Source organism: Mycobacterium zoologicum (assembly GCF_020181635.2).
In the GTDB taxonomy this organism is placed as follows: Bacteria; Actinomycetota; Actinomycetes; order Mycobacteriales; family Mycobacteriaceae; genus Mycobacterium; species Mycobacterium zoologicum.
In genome coordinates this window covers 51,350-67,913 of sequence record NZ_JAYJJS010000009.1, presented here as the reverse complement: position 1 = coordinate 67,913, position 16,564 = coordinate 51,350, and the positions used below count along the sequence as shown (strand labels likewise).

At 68.4% G+C, this 16,564-nt stretch carries 15 protein-coding genes; 8 read left to right on the top strand and 7 right to left on the bottom strand.

Annotated elements, in window-relative coordinates:
* Positions 1 to 9 precede the first annotated feature (9 nt).
* Together K6T84_RS09840 and K6T84_RS09835 are read left to right on the top strand one after the other, a co-directional pair.
* Positions 10 to 816, top strand: a complete 807-nt coding sequence (locus K6T84_RS09840; RefSeq protein ID WP_225400164.1) for an esterase/lipase family protein — start codon at positions 10 to 12, stop codon at positions 814 to 816.
* A gap of 55 nt (positions 817 to 871) precedes the next feature.
* Positions 872 to 2,632 carry a DUF3556 domain-containing protein gene (locus K6T84_RS09835; RefSeq protein WP_224860622.1) on the top strand — a complete coding sequence of 587 codons (1,761 nt, stop codon included), beginning with the start codon at positions 872 to 874 and terminating at the stop codon, positions 2,630 to 2,632.
* Here K6T84_RS09835 and K6T84_RS09830 read toward each other — a convergent pair.
* Positions 2,616 to 3,251 (bottom strand): DsbA family oxidoreductase, encoded by a 636-nt coding sequence (locus tag K6T84_RS09830; RefSeq protein ID WP_224860620.1) that lies wholly within the window; start codon positions 3,249 to 3,251, stop codon positions 2,616 to 2,618. The two genes, K6T84_RS09835 and K6T84_RS09830, sit on opposite strands and share 17 nt — an antisense overlap.
* 162 nt (positions 3,252 to 3,413) lie before the next feature.
* Here K6T84_RS09830 and gap point away from each other — a divergent pair, with 162 nt between their 5' ends.
* Genes gap through secG form a run of 4 tightly spaced genes read left to right on the top strand, consistent with a single transcriptional unit; the run spans position 3,414 to position 6,747 of the window.
* Positions 3,414 to 4,436, top strand: a complete 1,023-nt coding sequence (gene gap, locus K6T84_RS09825) for a type I glyceraldehyde-3-phosphate dehydrogenase (RefSeq protein WP_224860618.1) — start codon at positions 3,414 to 3,416, stop codon at positions 4,434 to 4,436.
* 5 nt (positions 4,437 to 4,441) lie between these two features.
* On the top strand, positions 4,442 to 5,668 hold the full coding sequence (locus tag K6T84_RS09820; protein ID WP_224860616.1) for a phosphoglycerate kinase: 1,227 nt from the start codon (positions 4,442 to 4,444) through the stop codon (positions 5,666 to 5,668).
* A 21-nt stretch (positions 5,669 to 5,689) separates the two neighbouring features.
* Positions 5,690 to 6,475 carry a triose-phosphate isomerase gene (gene tpiA, locus K6T84_RS09815; RefSeq protein ID WP_224860614.1) on the top strand — a complete coding sequence of 262 codons (786 nt, stop codon included), beginning with the start codon at positions 5,690 to 5,692 and terminating at the stop codon, positions 6,473 to 6,475.
* A 29-nt stretch (positions 6,476 to 6,504) separates the two neighbouring features.
* The gene (secG, locus tag K6T84_RS09810; RefSeq protein WP_224860612.1) at positions 6,505 to 6,747 is read left to right on the top strand and encodes a preprotein translocase subunit SecG; all 243 of its coding nucleotides are present in this window, start codon (positions 6,505 to 6,507) and stop codon (positions 6,745 to 6,747) included.
* Here secG and K6T84_RS09805 read toward each other — a convergent pair.
* From K6T84_RS09805 to tkt, 6 genes are read right to left on the bottom strand one after another with little or no spacing between them, the layout of a single operon-like run.
* The gene (locus tag K6T84_RS09805; RefSeq protein ID WP_225396323.1) at positions 6,744 to 7,142 is read right to left on the bottom strand and encodes an ATPase; all 399 of its coding nucleotides are present in this window, start codon (positions 7,140 to 7,142) and stop codon (positions 6,744 to 6,746) included. The two genes, secG and K6T84_RS09805, sit on opposite strands and share 4 nt — an antisense overlap.
* Positions 7,143 to 7,163: 21 nt before the next feature.
* Positions 7,164 to 7,916 (bottom strand): 6-phosphogluconolactonase, encoded by a 753-nt coding sequence (pgl, locus tag K6T84_RS09800; protein WP_225396322.1) that lies wholly within the window; start codon positions 7,914 to 7,916, stop codon positions 7,164 to 7,166.
* Positions 7,913 to 8,827, bottom strand: coding sequence for a glucose-6-phosphate dehydrogenase assembly protein OpcA (gene opcA / locus K6T84_RS09795; protein ID WP_224860606.1), 915 nt, complete (start codon positions 8,825 to 8,827; stop codon positions 7,913 to 7,915). Before opcA ends, pgl begins: the two co-directional genes overlap by 4 nt.
* Before the next feature lie 55 nt (positions 8,828 to 8,882).
* Positions 8,883 to 10,436 carry a glucose-6-phosphate dehydrogenase gene (gene zwf, locus K6T84_RS09790; protein WP_224860604.1) on the bottom strand — a complete coding sequence of 518 codons (1,554 nt, stop codon included), beginning with the start codon at positions 10,434 to 10,436 and terminating at the stop codon, positions 8,883 to 8,885.
* The gene (gene tal / locus K6T84_RS09785) at positions 10,433 to 11,548 is read right to left on the bottom strand and encodes a transaldolase (RefSeq protein WP_225400163.1); all 1,116 of its coding nucleotides are present in this window, start codon (positions 11,546 to 11,548) and stop codon (positions 10,433 to 10,435) included. Before tal ends, zwf begins: the two co-directional genes overlap by 4 nt.
* 16 nt (positions 11,549 to 11,564) lie before the next feature.
* Positions 11,565 to 13,655 carry a transketolase gene (gene tkt / locus K6T84_RS09780; RefSeq protein ID WP_224860600.1) on the bottom strand — a complete coding sequence of 697 codons (2,091 nt, stop codon included), beginning with the start codon at positions 13,653 to 13,655 and terminating at the stop codon, positions 11,565 to 11,567.
* 112 nt (positions 13,656 to 13,767) lie between these two features.
* On the opposite strand from tkt, the gene K6T84_RS09775 reads away from it, so the two are divergent.
* Both K6T84_RS09775 and K6T84_RS09770 read left to right on the top strand, forming a co-directional pair.
* On the top strand, positions 13,768 to 14,691 hold the full coding sequence (locus K6T84_RS09775; protein WP_225400162.1) for a heme o synthase: 924 nt from the start codon (positions 13,768 to 13,770) through the stop codon (positions 14,689 to 14,691).
* A gap of 203 nt (positions 14,692 to 14,894) precedes the next feature.
* Complete coding sequence (locus K6T84_RS09770) at positions 14,895 to 16,535, top strand: PPE family protein (RefSeq protein ID WP_225402016.1); 1,641 nt, start codon at positions 14,895 to 14,897, stop codon at positions 16,533 to 16,535.
* Positions 16,536 to 16,564 lie beyond the last annotated feature (29 nt).

Sequence of the window (16,564 nt, the reverse complement as noted above, 5' to 3'; positions counted from 1 at the left end):
ACTCCCGGCATGAACCACCGGCCCGTCATCCCGAGCCGGCTGCTCTACCTCACCGAACCCGCTCGCGCCGCCGTCGATATCGGGCTGCTCGCCGGGGCGGCACCCCTGCTGGGAAATCTGCCGCGTGGTGACGGCCACCCGGTGCTGGTGCTGCCCGGCCTGGGTGCTGCCGACTCGGCGACCCTGGTCCTGCGCCGTGTGCTGCGGCGGCTGGGTTATCGGGTGCATGGCTGGGGACTGGGCACCAATTTCGGCCCGACGCCGCGGGTGCGTGACGGGATAGCCGCACGGCTCGACGCGCTTTCGGCCCGCTATCAGGTCCCGATCTCGGTGATCGGCTGGAGCCTGGGAGGCCTATATGCCCGTGAATTGGCGTGGCGCAGAACGGAATCAGTTCGCCAGGTGATCACCCTGGGTTCGCCGATCCGGCTCGCCACCGGCATGTCCGATCAGGCCGACTCCGTACCGACCGACATGTCCGACTTCCCGCAGTGGCCGCGCTGGACCCAGTGGGCCCGCTGGTACGGCGACTATCAGTCCGCGATGCACGAAGTGCGTGGCGAATCCGAGCCGCCGCCACTGCCGGTGCCCACCACCGCGCTGTACTCCGTCGTGGACGGCATCGTCGGGCGGCAGGTGTGCCTCACCGGTGTCGCGCCCCAGACCGAGAACATCGGCATCGCCGCCAGCCACATCGCCTTCGCCTACCATCCTGCGGCGGTCTACGTGATCGCCGATCGCCTGGCGCAGCCCGCCGGCGACTGGCACCCGTTCAAGCCGCCGGCGCTGCTGCGCGCGGCCTACCCGAAAAGCTGACCGGCCTCACGCCGCGGCCGTTATAACTGAACGGACTCCAGCGAGTGAGGACAACATGGGATTCATCAAACCGTCGGTCCCCGACATCGCCCCCGAGACGTGGCGCGCCGCCCCGTGGGCGACGCGTATCCAGATCTGCAGCCGGCACTGGGCCGAAGAGGGCTTCGGCACCCCGTCGGGGGTCTACCTGATCTACCTGCTCAAGATCGCGGCCTACGTCGCCGGCGCGGCGGCTGTCATCGCGACCACCCCGGGCCTGGACGGCTTGAGCCGCATCTCCGAGTGGTGGACGCAGCCGATCGTCTACCAGAAGCTCGTCCTGTTCAGCCTGCTGTTCGAGATCGTCGGCCTGGGCTGCGGATCGGGTCCGCTGACCGCCCGGTTCTGGCCGCCCATCGGCGGTGCCCTGTACTGGTTGCGGCCCAACACGATCCGGCTGCCGCCCTGGCCGGACAGGATTCCGCTGACCCGCGGCGACACCCGCACCGTCGCCGACGTCGCGTTGTACGCCGCGGTGCTGATCTGCGGTGTGCGGCTGCTGCTGTCGGCCGGTCAGGGCGACCCCGCCCCGGTGGGCCTGCTGGACCCGACGCTGGTGGTGCCGGTGGTGATCGCGCTGGTCGTGCTGGGTCTGCGCGACAAGACGATCTTCCTGGCCGCTCGCGCCGAGCACTACGGCCTGACCCTGCTGGTGTTCTTCTTCCCCTATGTCGATCAGATGGCCGCGTTCAAGCTCATCATCCTCGGATTGTGGTGGGGTGCAGCCACATCCAAGCTCAACCACCACTTTCCCTATGTGGTCGCGGTGATGACCAGCAACAACGCCCTGCTGCGGGCGAAGATCTTCACCGGCCTCAAGCGCCGGATGTACGTCGATCACCTCGATGATCTGCGCCCCACCCGGATACCGCAGCTGATGGCCCACGTCGGCGGTACCACCGCCGAATTCGTGGTGCCGGCATTACTGGTGCTGGTCGCCGGAGATCACCCGTGGCGGTGGTTCCTGATCGCCTTCATGGTGATCTTCCACCTCAACATCCTGTCCAACCTCCCGATGGGAGTCCCGTTGGAATGGAACGTGTTCTTTCTGTTCTCACTGTTCTTCCTGTTCGGGCAGCACCCCGAAGTCAGCGTCTACGACCTGCGCTCACCGCTGCTGATGGCCATCCTGTTCACCGGGCTGGTCGTGATCCCGATCGCGGGAAACATGTTTCCGCAGCAGATCTCGTTCCTGCCGGCCATGCGGTACTACGCCGGGAACTGGGCGGCCAGCTTCTGGTGCTTCCGCGGCGGCGCCGAGGACACCCTGGAGACCAAGATCGTCAAGAGCTCGCCACTGGTCATCAACCAGTTGGCGAAGTTCTACGACCCGGCGACCGTCGACCTGGTGGCCGCCAAGGTCCCGGGGGCGTTTCGTGCCATGCACCTGCACGGCCGGGCGCTCAACGGACTGCTGCCCCGGGCACTGGGCGGAGAGGGCAACGCGGCCGACTACACGATCCGGGACGGCGAGGTCATCGCCGGCCCGCTGATCGGATGGAACTTCGGCGAGGGACACCTGCACAACGAGCAGCTGCTGGCGGCGGTGCAGCGCCGCTGCGACTTCGCCGACGGCGACCTGCGGGTGATCACGCTCGAAGGCCAACCCATTCACCGGCGCGAACAGGCCTACCAGATCTTCGACGCCAAAACCGGGCTGATCGAGGCCGGCTATGTCGCGATCGCCGACATGCTCAGCCGCCAGCCGTGGCCACAGCCCGGCGACGAGCTCCCCGTCCGCATCACCAAGCGCGGTCGGGTCAAACCGGACCGGTAGCCGCCTCAGCGCGCAGTGCCGCAGCGAACGTCGCCACCTCCGCCGCCCCGGAGATCGCCGTGCGCTCGTTGATCAGGAAGTGCGGCACCGCGTGGATACCGAGTTCACCGGCTCGGCGCTCATCGTCTCGCACCTGCGCGGCGTAGGCGTCGCCGGCCAGCACCGCCGCCACCGCCGTGGCGTCCAGACCGGCCTCGACGGCCAGACCGGCCAGCACGTCGCGGTCCCCGATTGCGGCGCCTTCGGTGAAATACGCCCGCAGGAACCGCTCCTTGACATTGTCGGCCAACCCCTGTGATGCGCCCAGGTGGATCAGCCTGTGAGCGTTGAAGGTGTTGCCACGCTTGATGTTCGCATAGTCAAAGGACAGGCCCACGGCGGCAGCCGATCGGCGCTGGCCGTCGAGAAAGGCCCGGGCCCGGTCCTGGCTGAAGCCGTACTTGGCGGCCATCGCCTCGGCCAGCGGCCGATCGAGCAGGGGCGGCGCCTGCGGGTCCAGCTCGAAGCTGCGCCACGCGATGTCCGCGGAGATCCCGGTCTCGGCCAACGCGGCCTCCAGCCTGCGTTTGCCGATGTAGCAGAACGGGCACACGACGTCCGACCAGATCTGTATGCGCATGGCACTAGCCAACCGCACTGACCGCGGACTGATTCCCGCACCGGCCGCCGGTCCGGCCGGTGTCGCGGGATTAACGTCGAGACCCTGCGCCGTGTGCTACGTCACGCACTAGGCTGACTGGGAATACATCGGCTCATTTCAGCAAGACACGAGGAGTAACCAGTGACGGTCCGGGTAGGCGTGAACGGCTTCGGCCGCATCGGGCGCAACTTCTTCAGGGCATTGGACGCGCAGAAGGCGGCGGGCAACAACACCGACATCGAGATCGTCGCGGTCAACGACCTGACCGACAACGCCAGCCTCGCGCACCTGCTGAAGTTCGACTCCATCCTGGGCCGGCTGCCCCACGACGTCAGCCTCGAAGGCGACGACACCATCGTCGTCGGCAACACCAAGATCAAGGCCCTCGAGGTCAAGGAAGGCCCGGCGGCGCTGCCCTGGGGCGACCTGGGCGTCGACGTCGTCGTCGAATCCACCGGCATCTTCACCAAGCGGGACAAGGCGCAGGGCCACCTCGACGCCGGTGCCAAGAAGGTCATCATCTCCGCGCCGGCCTCCGACGAGGACATCACCATCGTGCTCGGCGTCAACGACGACAAGTACGACGGCAGCCAGAACATCATCTCCAACGCCTCGTGCACCACGAACTGCCTCGGACCGCTGGCCAAGGTCCTCAACGACGAGTTCGGCATCGTCAAGGGCCTGATGACCACCATCCACGCCTACACCCAGGACCAGAACCTGCAGGACGGCCCGCACTCCGACCTGCGTCGCGCCCGCGCCGCCGCGATCAACATCGTGCCCACCGGCACCGGTGCCGCCAAGGCCATCGGCCTGGTGCTGCCCGAGCTCAAGGGCAAACTGGACGGCTACGCGCTGCGGGTGCCGATCCCCACCGGCTCGGTCACCGACCTGACCGCCGAGCTGGCCAAGTCGGCCTCGGTCGCCGACATCAACGCCGCCATGAAGGCCGCCGCCGAGGGCCCGATGAAGGGCATCCTGAAGTACTACGACGCGCCGATCGTCTCCAGCGACATCGTCACCGACCCGCACAGCTCGCTGTACGACTCGGGCCTGACCAAGGTGATCGACAACCAGGCCAAGGTGGTCTCCTGGTACGACAACGAGTGGGGTTACTCCAACCGGCTGGTCGACCTGATCGCGCTCGTCGGCAAGTCCCTCTAAGCGCTGTGGCTCACAAGACGCTCGACGACCTGCTGGCCGAAGGGGTGACGGGTCGGGGCGTGCTGGTGCGCTCCGACCTGAACGTCCCGCTCGACGACGACGGAAACATCACCGACGCCGGACGGATCACCGCCTCGGTGCCCACCCTGCGGGCACTGTCGCAGGCCGGCGCCAAGGTGGTCGTCACCGCGCACCTGGGCCGGCCCAAGGGTGCTGTCGACCCCAAGCTGTCGCTGGCGCCGGTCGCCAAGGCACTGGGCGAGCAGCTGGGCCGGCACGTCCAGCTGGCCGGTGATGTGGTCGGCACCGACGCGCTGGCCCGCGCCGAGGGCCTGACCGACGGGGACGTGCTGCTGCTGGAGAACATCCGCTTCGACCCGCGCGAGACCAGCAAGGACGACGCCGAGCGGCTCGGGCTGGCCCGCGCACTGGCCGAGCTGGTGGCCGCACCGGACGGCTCGCCAGGGGCGTTCGTCTCCGACGGCTTCGGCGTGGTGCACCGCAAGCAGGCCTCGGTCTACGACGTGGCCACCCTGCTGCCGGCCTACGCCGGGACACTGGTCGACGCGGAGATCAAGGTCCTTGCGCAGCTCACCGAGTCGACCGAGCGGCCGTACGCGGTGGTGCTGGGCGGATCCAAGGTCTCCGACAAGCTGGGCGTGATCAAGTCGCTGGCGACCAAGGCCGATTCCATCGTGATCGGCGGCGGCATGTGCTTCACCTTCCTGGCCGCCCAGGGGCTGCCGGTGGGCACCTCGCTGCTGGAGGCCGACATGGTCGACACCTGCCGGCAGTTGCTCGACGACTACGCCGACGTGCTGCGGCTGCCGGCGGACATCGTGGTCGCCGAGAAGTTCGCCGCCGACGCGACGCCCACGACGGTCCCGGCCGAGGACATCCCGGAAGGCCAGATGGGCCTGGACATCGGCCCCGGCTCGGTGGAGCGGTTCGCCACACTGCTGTCCAACGCCAAGACCATCTTCTGGAACGGCCCGATGGGCGTCTTCGAGTTCCCGGCGTTCGCCGCGGGCACCCGGGGTGTGGCCGAGGCGATCGCGGCGGCCACCGCCAAGGGCGCGTTCAGCGTGGTGGGCGGGGGAGACTCCGCGGCCGCGGTGCGGGCCCTGGGCCTGCCCGAAGACGGCTTCTCCCACATCTCCACCGGTGGCGGGGCGTCACTGGAATACCTTGAGGGCAAACCACTCCCAGGCCTGCAGGTACTGGACAATTAAATTTTTCAAGGGGAGCTGCACATGAGTCGCAAGCCGCTGATCGCCGGCAACTGGAAGATGAACCTCAACCACTTCGAGGCCATCGCCCTGGTGCAGAAGGTGGCGTTCTCGTTGCCGGACAAGTACTTCGACAAGGTCGACGTCACCGTGCTGCCGCCGTTCACCGACCTGCGCAGCGTGCAGACCCTGGTCGACGGCGACAAGCTGCGGCTCACCTTCGGCGCCCAGGACCTCTCGCAGCACGACTCGGGCGCCTACACCGGTGAGGTCAGTGGGGCGTTTCTGGCCAAGCTGGGCTGCACCTTCGTGGTGGTGGGGCACTCCGAGCGGCGCAGCTACCACGGCGAGGACGACGCGCTGGTGGCCGCCAAGGCCGCGGCCGCCCTGCGGCACGGCCTGACCCCGATCGTCTGCATCGGCGAGCACCTGGAGATCCGCGAGGCCGGCACCCACGTCGAGCACTGCCTGGAGCAGCTGCGCGGCTCGCTGGCCGGCCTGAGCGCCGAGCAGATCGCCCAGGTCGTCATCGCCTACGAGCCGGTGTGGGCGATCGGCACCGGCCGGGTGGCCGGTGCGGCCGACGCCCAGGAGGTGTGCGCGGCGGTGCGCGCCGAGTTGGGCAAGCTCGCCTCACCGAAGATCGCCGAGACGGTCCGGGTGCTCTACGGCGGCTCGGTCAACGCCAAGAACGTCGGCGAGCTCATCGGCCAGCCCGACGTGGACGGTGGCCTGGTCGGCGGGGCGTCGCTGGACGGCGAGCAGTTCGCCATCCTGGCCGCGCTGGCCGCGGGCGGGCCGCTGCCTTGACCAAAGCCGGGAAACGGTAGGGTGGCGGCATGATTTTGACGCTGCAGATCCTCTTGGTGATCACCAGCCTGCTGGTGATCCTGCTGGTGCTGCTGCACCGCGCCAAGGGCGGCGGCCTGTCAACCCTGTTCGGTGGCGGCGTGCAGTCCAGCCTGTCGGGCTCGACCGTGGTCGAGAAGAACCTGGACCGGCTGACCTACTTCGTCATCGCCATCTGGCTGGTATCGATCATCGCGGTCGGCCTGCTGATCAAGTACCAGAATCACTTCTAACGCACGACGCGGTTGCGCATGGCGTTGAACATGCCGCGCACCGCGTTCTCGGTCGCCGCCAGCGGCGACATCGCGGTCTCGCCGACCTCGACGAGGTAGTCGATCCGGCTGACGATGGCCTCCACCGGTTCGATCAGCGCAACCAGCCGCCGGGCCAGGTCGTCGAGGCCGGCCATCGTCGCCTCCAGATGATCCAGCCCGTTGCCCAGACGTTCGACGGTGGCATTGAGACCGACCAGGGAACTGTTCAGCTCACCCATCGTGGTGCCCAGGCCGCCGAGGACGTCTTCGAGCTGTCCGACTGTCACGTCGGCGTTCAGTGCCGCCTGGGCGAGGGTCTTGAGCCGTCTGCGTTCGGGGCCTGCGCCCGGGGTCCTGTCAGCCATGTCAGTCATTATGGCGTGTCGAGGGTGTGCTCACTGCGGCAACCGCGAGGCCGCGGCCGCGTCGAGCAGCCACACCGTCTGTTCGCGGCCCACCGCACCGGCCGCCGGCACCTGAACCGGGTCGGCGCCGCCGATCGCGGCAGCCACCGCTTCGGCCTTGGCTTCGCCGGCGACCACCAGCCAGACCTGGCGGGAGCGCCGTACGGCCGGCAATGTCAGCGTGATACGCCGCGGCGGGGGCTTGGGCGAGTCGGGCACCCCGACCACCAGCCGGACCGTCTCGCGCACCGCATCGGTATCGGGGAACAGCGAGTTGATGTGGCCCTCGCCGCCCATCCCCAACAGGTGCACGTCGAAATCCGGTGCGGGCTGGCCGGGTTCGGCATTGGCCGCAAGCACCTGCTGGTAGGCCAGTGCGGCGGCATCCAGGTCGTCGCCGGCCGCGCCGTCACTGGCGGGCATGGCGTGCACGTTGTCCGCCGGGATGTCGATGCGGCCCAACAGGGCGTCGCGGGCCTGCTTGGCGTTGCGGTCGGCGTCGTCGGCGGGGACGAATCGGTCGTCGCCGAAGAACAGGTGCACCCGGGTCCAGTCAATGCGTCCGGCATGCTCGCCGAGCCGGTGCAGCAGCGCGATCCCGTTGCCGCCCCCGGTCAGCACGATCAGCGCCCGGCCCCGGTCGGCGACCGCGGCTTCGATCGCATCGGCGAGCCGATCCCCGGTGGCGGCCACCAGCTCGTCGGCGTCGGGGTAGATCTGCACGACGGTCGTCGTGGGTGTCACTGGTACTCCACCCTTTCCAGACCGCGCAGGGCGGCGCCGTAGATGACGTCCTGATCCAGCCGGCGCAGATCCTCGGCCAGACACTCGGAGGTGTCGCGTCGCGGCAGCGGCAACAGTGCGTCCGGCCGGCCGGTGCGGCTCAAGGTGGCCACCACCCCGTCCTGGGGGCGGCTGAGCGTGACGGTCTCGCTATCGCGCACCAACTCGATCTTCAGCTCTCCGACCGCGCGGCGCACCGGCCCCTCGATGCAGCTGGCCAGCCAGCCGGCCAGGATGTCCAGGGCCGGTTCGGTCGACAACCCGGAGACCAGCACCGAATTGACCGGCTCATACGGCGGCTGATCCAGCGCGGAGGCCAGCAGCGCCCGCCAGTAGGTGATCCGGCTCCAGGACAGGTCGGTGTCGCCGGGGCGGTAGCCGTCGCGGCGGCCCTTGATCGCGGCGAGCGGGTCGGTGCTGTTGGTGGCGTCGGTGATCCGTCGTACCGCCAGCGCGCCCAACGGGTCCTCGGAGGGCGAGGCGGGAGCGGCCTGCGGCCACCAGGCCACCACCGGGATGTCGGGCAGCAGGAACGGCACCACCGCCGCATCGGCGTGTGCGGCCAGTTCGCCCGCCAGCCGCAACACCACCACCTCGCCGGCGCCGGCGTCGCCGAACAGCCGCAGCTGGGCGTCCAGGCGCGTGTCGCCGGTGTCGCCGGTATCGCCGGTGCAGACCACGATCACCCGGCATGGATGCTCCTGGCTGGCCACGGTGGCCGCCTCGATCGATTCCTCCAGCAGCGCATCGCCGGACACCGCGATGATCAGGCTCAGCACCCGTCCGGTGTTGCCCGCACCGACTTGCTCGCGCAACTCGGTGAGCTTCTTGTTGATCGCCGTGGTGGACGTGTCGGGCAGGTCCAAGATCATTGGCGCCGCTCCTCCGCATCGCTCATTCTTCGTTCTGCCTCGTCGGCGGCGCGAATCACGGCCGCCGCCATTCCCGGCCCGAGCGGGCCAGCATCTCGAACGACGAACTCGGCCCCCAACTGCCGGCCGGATACTGCTCGGGTCTGCCGTGCTCGGCCCAATTGTCTAGCACCGGATCGAGTATCTCCCAAGACAATTCGACCTCGGCATTGACCGGGAACAATGACGGCTCACCCAGCAGCACATCCAGGATCAGCCGTTCGTAGGCCTCCGGCGAATCCTCGGAGAACGTCGAACCGTAGGAGAAGTCCATGTTGACGTCGCGCACCTCCATGAGGTTGCCGGGCACCTTCGACCCGAATCGCAAGGTGATTCCCTCATCGGGCTGCACCCGGATCACCAGAGCGTTCTTGCCCAGTTCGTCGGTCATGGTGGCATCGAAGGGCAGATGCGGTGCCCGCTTGAACACCAGGGCGATCTCGGTGACCCGACGCCCCAGCCGCTTGCCGGTGCGCAGATAGAACGGCACCCCCGCCCAGCGCCGGGTGTCGACCTCCAACGTGATGGCGGCATAGGTCTCGGTCGACGAATCCCGAGCGAACCCCTCTTCGTCGAGCAGCCCGACCACCTGCTCGCCACCCTGCCAGCCGCCGGTGTACTGGCCGCGGGAGGTGGTCTCGTCCAGCGGCTGCGCCAGCTTGGTGGCCGAGAGCACCTTGATCTTCTCGGCCTGTAATTCGCTGGGGGAGAAGCTGACCGGCTCCTCCATCGCGGTCAGCGCCAGCAACTGCAGCAGGTGGTTCTGGATCACGTCGCGGGCGGCGCCGATGCCGTCGTAGTAGCCGGCGCGGCCACCCAGCCCGATGTCTTCGGCCATGGTGATCTGGACGTGGTCGACGTAGTTGGCATTCCAGATCGGATCGAACAACTGATTGGCGAAGCGCAGCGCCAGGATGTTCTGCACCGTCTCCTTGCCCAGGTAGTGGTCGATGCGGAACACCGACTCCTCCGGGAAGACGCGGTTGACCACTGCGTTGAGCTCACGAGCGCTGGAAAGGTCATGGCCGAACGGCTTCTCGATCACCACCCTGCTCCAGCGGCCATCGCGCGGGCGGGCCAAACCCGAGGCGTGCAGCTTCTCGCACACCACCGGGAACGCCGCGGGCGGAATCGACAGGTAGAACGCGTGATTGCCGCCGGTGCCCCGTTCGGCGTCCAGATCCTCCAGGGTCTTCGACAACCGGGCAAACGCATCGTCGTCGTCGAACGTGCCGGCCACGAACCGGAATCCGGCAGCCAGCCGATCCCACACGGCCTGACGGAACGGGGTGCGAGCATGCTCCTTGACGGCCTGGTAGACCACGTCGGCGAAGTTCTCGTCGGCCCAGTCGCGGCGGGCGAAACCGACCAGGGCGAAGGTGGGCGGCAGCATGCCCCGGTTGGCCAGGTCGTAGATCGCCGGCATCAGCTTCTTGCGGGCCAGGTCGCCGGTGACCCCGAAGATCACCACCCCGCACGGACCTGCGATGCGGGGCAGGCGTTTATCGCGCTTGTCCCGCAACGGGTTCAGCCACGGCGCTGCGTCAGAGCGAGCGGCTGCCCCGGTCATTTCGAGGCGGCCTCGAGGCGGGTCTGGGTGGCTTCGAGAAGTTCGGCCCACGACTTCTCGAACTTCTCGACCCCCTCGGTTTCGAGGACCTTGAACACGTCCGGGATGTCGATGCCTATCGCGACCAGCTGATCGAAGACCTGCTGTGCCGCCGCACCGGTGCCGCTGACGGTGTCACCGCGGATCTCGCCGTGATCGGCGACGGCCTCAATCGTGTTCTCCGGCAACGTGTTGACGGTGTGTGGGGCCACCAGCTCGGTGACATAGAGGGTGTCGGGATAGTCCGGGTTCTTCACCCCGGTCGACGCCCACAGTGGCCGCTGAACCCGAGCGCCGTCGGCGGCCAGCGCGGCGAACGTGGCACCGCCGAAGACCTCTTCGTAGGCGGCGTAGGCCAGCCGGGCGTTGGCCACACCGGCCTTGCCGCGCAGGGCCAGAGCCGCCTCGGAGCCGATCTTCTCCAGTCGGGCGTCGATCTCGGTGTCCACCCGGGAGACGAAGAACGACGCCACCGAGTGCAGCTTCGACAGGTCGTGGCCACCGGACCTGGCGGCTTTCAGGCCGGCCAGGTAGGCGTCCATCACCTCGCGGTGCCGCTGCACGGAGAAGATCAGCGTGACGTTGACCGAAATCCCCTCGGCCAGTACCGCGGTGATCGCCGGAAGGCCCGCCTTGGTGGCAGGGATCTTGATGAACAGGTTGGGCCGGTCGACGATCTTCCACAGCTCGACGGCCTGCAGGATCGTCTTGTCGGTGTCGTGGGCCAGGCGCGGGTCGACCTCGATCGACACCCGGCCGTCCACCCCGTTGGAGGCCTCCCAGGCCGGGCGCAGCACGTCGCACGCGTCGCGGACGTCATCGGTGGTGACGGTGCGGATCATGGCGTCCACGTCGGCGCCGCGGGCGGCCAACTCGGCCACCTGGCTGTCGTAGGCGTGGCCCTTCTCCAGTGCCTTCTGGAAGATGGTCGGGTTCGTGGTCACCCCTACCACGCTGCGGGTCTCGGCGAGCTCGGCGAGGTTGCCCGAGGTGAGCCGGTCACGGGACAGGTCGTCCAGCCACACCGAGACTCCGGCGGCGCTCAGCGCGGCGAGGTTGGGGTTCTGAGTCATAAGACGGCGCTCCTTCTCAGTTGTTCAGGGCACGTTCTGCGGCCGCGACGACGGCTTCGGGGGTGAATCCGAACTCCCGGAACAGAGTCTTGTAGTCCGCGGATGCCCCGAAATGCTCGATCGAAACAATCTGCCCGGCGTCGCCCACCAGCTTATGCCAGCACTGGGCGATGCCGGCCTCGACGGCGACCCGCGCGCGCAGCGCCGGCGGCAGCACCTGGTCGCGGTAGGAGGCCGGCTGGGCCTCGAACCACTCCATACACGGCATCGACACCACCCGGGCCTTGATGTCCTTGTCAGCCAACAATTTCTGTGCTTCTACGGCCAGCTGCACCTCAGAACCGGTGGCGATCAGCACCACGTCGGGGTCACCGCCGGCCGCTTCGCTGAGCACGTAGCCGCCGCGGGCCACCCCGTCGGCGTCGGTGCCGGCCAGCACCGGCACGTTCTGGCGGGTCAGGATCAGGCCGACCGGGCCGCTGTCGGCGCCGCGGGCCAGCACCGTGCGCCAGGCGTAGGCGGTCTCGTTGGCATCGGCTGGACGCACCACCGACAACCGCGGGATCGCGCGCAGCGCGGCCAGGTGCTCAATGGGCTGGTGAGTCGGGCCGTCCTCGCCCAGGCCGATCGAGTCGTGGGTCCACACGTAGATCGGGTCGATGTCCATCAGCGCCGCCAACCGCACCGCCGGCCGCATGTAGTCGGAGAACTGCAGGAATGTCCCGCCATAAGCGCGGGTCGGCCCGTGCAGCACGATGCCGGACAGAATCGAGCCCATCGCGTGCTCGCGGATGCCGAAGTGCAGGGTGCGGCCGTAGGGATCGGCGGTGTACTCGCCGGTGGAGATCGACGCCGGCCCGAATGACTTCACACCGTCCATCGTGGTGTTGTTGCTGCCGGCCAGATCGGCTGAGCCGCCCCACAGTTCGGGCAGCTTCGGACCCACGGCGGAAAGCACTTTGCCGGACGCGGCGCGGGTTGCGATGTCCTTGGAGCCGGGCTCCCAGTACGGCAGCTCGGCGTCCCAGCCCGCCGGCAGTTCACCGGCCAGCAGCCGGTCGAGCAGGGCTTTGCGCTGCGGCTCCCGCGCCGCCCAGTCGTCGAACCCGGCCTGCCACTCGTCACGGGCCTTTTTGCCCCGGGCCACCAGCGAGCGGGTGTGGGTGATGACGTCGTCGGAGACGTCGAACGTCTTGTCGGGGTCGAACCCGAGCGCCTTCTTGGTGGCCGCCACCTCGTCGGCGCCCAGCGCCGAGCCGTGAATGCCGCCGGTGTTCATCTTGCTCGGGGCGGGGTAGCCGATGATCGTGCGCACCGAGATGAACGACGGCTTGTCGGTGACGGCCTGGGCCGCCGCGATGGCCTCCTCGATGCCGGTGACGTTCTCGCCGCCCTCGACTTCCTGGACGTGCCAGCCGTAGGCCCGGTAGCGGGCGGCGGTGTCCTCGCACAAGGCGATCGCGGTGTCGTCCTCGATGGAGATCTTGTTGTGGTCGTAGAACACGATCAGGTTGCCGAGCTGCTGCACGCCCGCCAGCGACGACGCCTCGCTGGTCACGCCTTCCTCGATGTCGCCGTCGGAGGCGATCACGTAGACGTAGTGGTCGAACGGGCTGGTGCCCGGCGCCGCGTCGGGATCGAACAGGCCGCGCTCGTAGCGGGCGGCCATCGCCATGCCGACCGAGGAGGCCAGGCCCTGCCCGAGCGGGCCGGTGGTGATCTCCACGCCCTTGGTGTGCCGGAACTCCGGGTGGCCGGGGGTCTTGGAACCCCAGGTGCGCAGTGCCTCGATGTCGGCCAGCTCCAGACCGAAGCCACCCAGGTACAGCTGGATGTAAAGGGTCAGGCAGGAGTGGCCGGGGGAGAGTACGAAGCGGTCGCGGCCGAGCCAGTGCGGGTCCGACGGGTCGTGCCGCATCACCCGCTGGAACAGCGTGTACGCCAGGGGAGCGAGGCTCATCGCGGTGCCGGGATGGCCGTTGCCGACCTTCTGTACCGCGTCGGCGGCCAGTACCCGGGCGGTGTCGACCGCCACGGAGTCGATGTCGGCCCAGTCGCTCGGGTGGTGCGGTCGGGTCAGGGCGGAGATCTCTGCAGCAGTGGTCACGAACGCCAAGCCTAGTGCGAATCGACCCTGCGATTCGGCGGGCCCGGCCACGCGGTCTACCATCGTCCGTAGTAGACGCTGCCGTCGCTGCTGTCATCCAAGGAGTCATCACGTGAGTATTCGCGAGGGCGTCGCGCCGCGCCGCATCCGCGCAATACGTTCCACGTTGCTGGCGTACCTGTCGCTGACCAAGCCGCGGATCATCGAGTTGCTGCTGGTTACCACCATTCCGGCCATGCTGTTGGCCGATCGCGGCAACGTCAATCCGCTGCTGATCTTCAACACCATGATCGGCGGCATGCTGGCCGCCGCCGGGGCGCACGCGCTGAACTGTGTCGTCGACGCCGACATCGACAAGGTGATGAAGCGCACGGCCCGCCGGCCGCTGGCCCGCGACGCGGTGCCGACACGCAACGCGCTGATCTTCGGCCTGATGCTGTCCGCGGTCTCGTTCGCCTGGCTGTGGCGCACCACCAACCCGATGTCGGGCATCTTGGCCATGGCCACCATTGCGTTCTACGTGCTGGTCTACTCGATGATGCTCAAGCGGCACACCTCACAGAACGTGGTGTGGGGTGGCGCGGCGGGCTGCATGCCGGTGGTGATCGGCTGGTCCGCGGTGACGGGCACCATCGGCTGGCCCGCGCTGGTTATGTTCCTGGTGATCTTCTTCTGGACTCCGCCGCATACCTGGGCGCTGGCGATGCGCTACAAGGACGACTACGCGGCAGCCGGTGTGCCGATGCTGCCGGTGGTGGCCAGCGAACGCGTCGTCACCCACCGCATCGTGCTCTACACCTGGGCGACGGTGGCCGCCACGCTGGCGCTGGTTCCCGCCGCCGGGTGGCTGTACGCGGCGGTCGCGGCGGCGGCCGGGGCCTGGTTCCTGACCATGGCCCACCAGCTCTACGCCGGGGTGCGCCGCGGTGAGCCGGTCAAGCCGCTGCGGCTGTTCCTGCAGTCGAACAACTATCTGGCCGTGGTGTTCTGCGCGCTCGCGGTGGACTCGGCCATCGGGCTGCCCACCCTGTTCTAACCGTTGGTCTAAGCCCTACTTGCCGAATCGGCATGTGAATGCTTGTTTCAGCCCGTCCATTGATGACACAGCAGTAGCGCAGGTAACACGAGGGCGCAGCGCCTTGTGCGGACGGCGTGGCCGGTATTGAATTTGCCGATAATGAAAATCATGTTCAACAATTCATCGGGTGGCCGACGGTGACCGCAGCTGCGCCGATCTGGATGGCGTCGCCGCCGGAAGTGCATTCGGCGTTGTTGAGCTCCGGGTCCGGGCCCGGCCCACTGCTGGCCTCGGCGGCGGCGTGGTCGCTGCTGAGCAACGAGTACACCGCGGTGGCCGACGAACTGACCGCGGTGTTGGGGGCGGTGCAGTCCGGGGCATACCAGGGGCCCAGCGCCGAATCGTATGTGGCCGCCCATGCCCCGTATCTGGCGTGGCTGAATCAGGCCTCCGCGGACAGCGCTGCGTCGGCGGTCCAGCTCGAGACGGCTGCCGGGTCCTATGTCAGTGCGCTGGCGGCGATGCCGACGATGGCCGAGCTGGCGGCCAACCACGCCACCCACGGGGTGCTGGTGGCGACGAACTTCTTCGGAATCAACACCATTCCGATCGCGCTCAACGAGGCCGACTACGGCCGGATGTGGGTGCAGGCCGCTACCGTCATGGGCACTTACCAGGCCGTTGCGGGCAGCGCCGTCGCCTCGGTTCCCCAGACCGCCCCGGCGCCGCAGATCGTGAAAACAGATGCGACACAGGCGCAGTCGGCCGACGACGACGAGAACCCGCTGGGTCTTCCGCAGTGGCTGGTGGACGAGTTGCAGAAGCTGGGGATCGGCAACAGCCAGCTGGCCCACGATCCGACGATCTCCAACGGGTTCGACCAGTACCTCGCACAGATCTTGCAGAACTTCGGGTACAACTGGAACCCATCGGGAGGCACCCTCAACGGATTCGACTACGACTACTACACCCATCCGGCGCAACTGAGCTTTTGGGTCGCACGGGCGCTGGAACTGCTGGAGGACTTCCAATACTTCGGCCAGCTGCTCTCCCAGAACCCGGTGCAGGCCATCCAATGGTTCATCAGCTGGCAGTTGTTCGACTTCCCGACCCACATTCTTGAGGTGGCCCAATTCCTGGCGGAGAACCCCGCCCTGATCGCCGCGCTGGCCGTCCCGGCCGTCGCGCCGTTGGGGGCCGCGGGCGGCCTGGCGGGATTGGCGGGCCTGGCCGCGCTGCCCCCACCGGTGCCCGCGACGGTGCCGATCGTGGCGGTGCCGGATCTTCTGCCGGCGTTCTCGGCCTCGACGACACCCGCGGTTCCGCCCGCACCGGCCCCTGCGCCCGCGCCGGCCCCGGTGCCGGCCGCCGGTGGAGTCGGCGGCCCGCCGCCCCCGGCGCCTCCGGTCGGGGCGGGCTCGGTCGCCTCGGCCACCTTCCTGCCCTATCTGCTCGGCCCGCCGGGTATCGGAACCGGTTCGGGCATGACTACCGGGGCGGGTGCGTCGCGCAAGTCTGCTGAGCCGCGCGGTTCGGCCGCGGTTGCCGCAGCGGCCGAGGCCGGAAGGGAGCAACGACTGGCCCGTCGCCGTCGGCGCGTCACGAAGCACCGGTCCGGCGACGGAGTCATGGACCTCACCGTCGAGCTGAAGCCGGATTGGGCCGATCCGGGGGGCGAACCCGAACAGCCGGTGACGGCGTCAGCGCGGGGTGCTCAGCTGGGTGGGATCACCGGGAGCTCGACCCGCGAGGACGCGCCGGCCACGGGATTGACGGTGTCGACCGGCGGTACCTATGACGACGGACCCCGGATGCCGTTACTCCCCGGCACCTGGCAGCGCCGGGAGCCCGAAGGCAACTGACGACACGGAGTTCGGGCAACCGAACAATA

Bases quoted from the DNA above. Each gene is read 5' to 3' on its own strand.
- K6T84_RS09840 (WP_225400164.1), top strand. From the start codon at position 10: ATGAACCACCGGCCCGTCATCCCGAGCCGGCTGCTCTACCTCACCGAA.
- K6T84_RS09835 (WP_224860622.1), top strand. From the start codon at position 872: ATGGGATTCATCAAACCGTCGGTCCCCGACATCGCCCCCGAGACGTGG.
- K6T84_RS09830 (WP_224860620.1), bottom strand. From the start codon at position 3,251: ATGCGCATACAGATCTGGTCGGACGTCGTGTGCCCGTTCTGCTACATC.
- tpiA (WP_224860614.1), top strand. From the start codon at position 5,690: ATGAGTCGCAAGCCGCTGATCGCCGGCAACTGGAAGATGAACCTCAAC.
- secG (WP_224860612.1), top strand. From the start codon at position 6,505: ATGATTTTGACGCTGCAGATCCTCTTGGTGATCACCAGCCTGCTGGTG.
- K6T84_RS09805 (WP_225396323.1), bottom strand. From the start codon at position 7,142: ATGACTGACATGGCTGACAGGACCCCGGGCGCAGGCCCCGAACGCAGA.
- opcA (WP_224860606.1), bottom strand. From the start codon at position 8,827: ATGATCTTGGACCTGCCCGACACGTCCACCACGGCGATCAACAAGAAG.
- zwf (WP_224860604.1), bottom strand. From the start codon at position 10,436: ATGACCGGGGCAGCCGCTCGCTCTGACGCAGCGCCGTGGCTGAACCCG.
- tal (WP_225400163.1), bottom strand. From the start codon at position 11,548: ATGACTCAGAACCCCAACCTCGCCGCGCTGAGCGCCGCCGGAGTCTCG.
- K6T84_RS09770 (WP_225402016.1), top strand. From the start codon at position 14,895: ATGGCGTCGCCGCCGGAAGTGCATTCGGCGTTGTTGAGCTCCGGGTCC.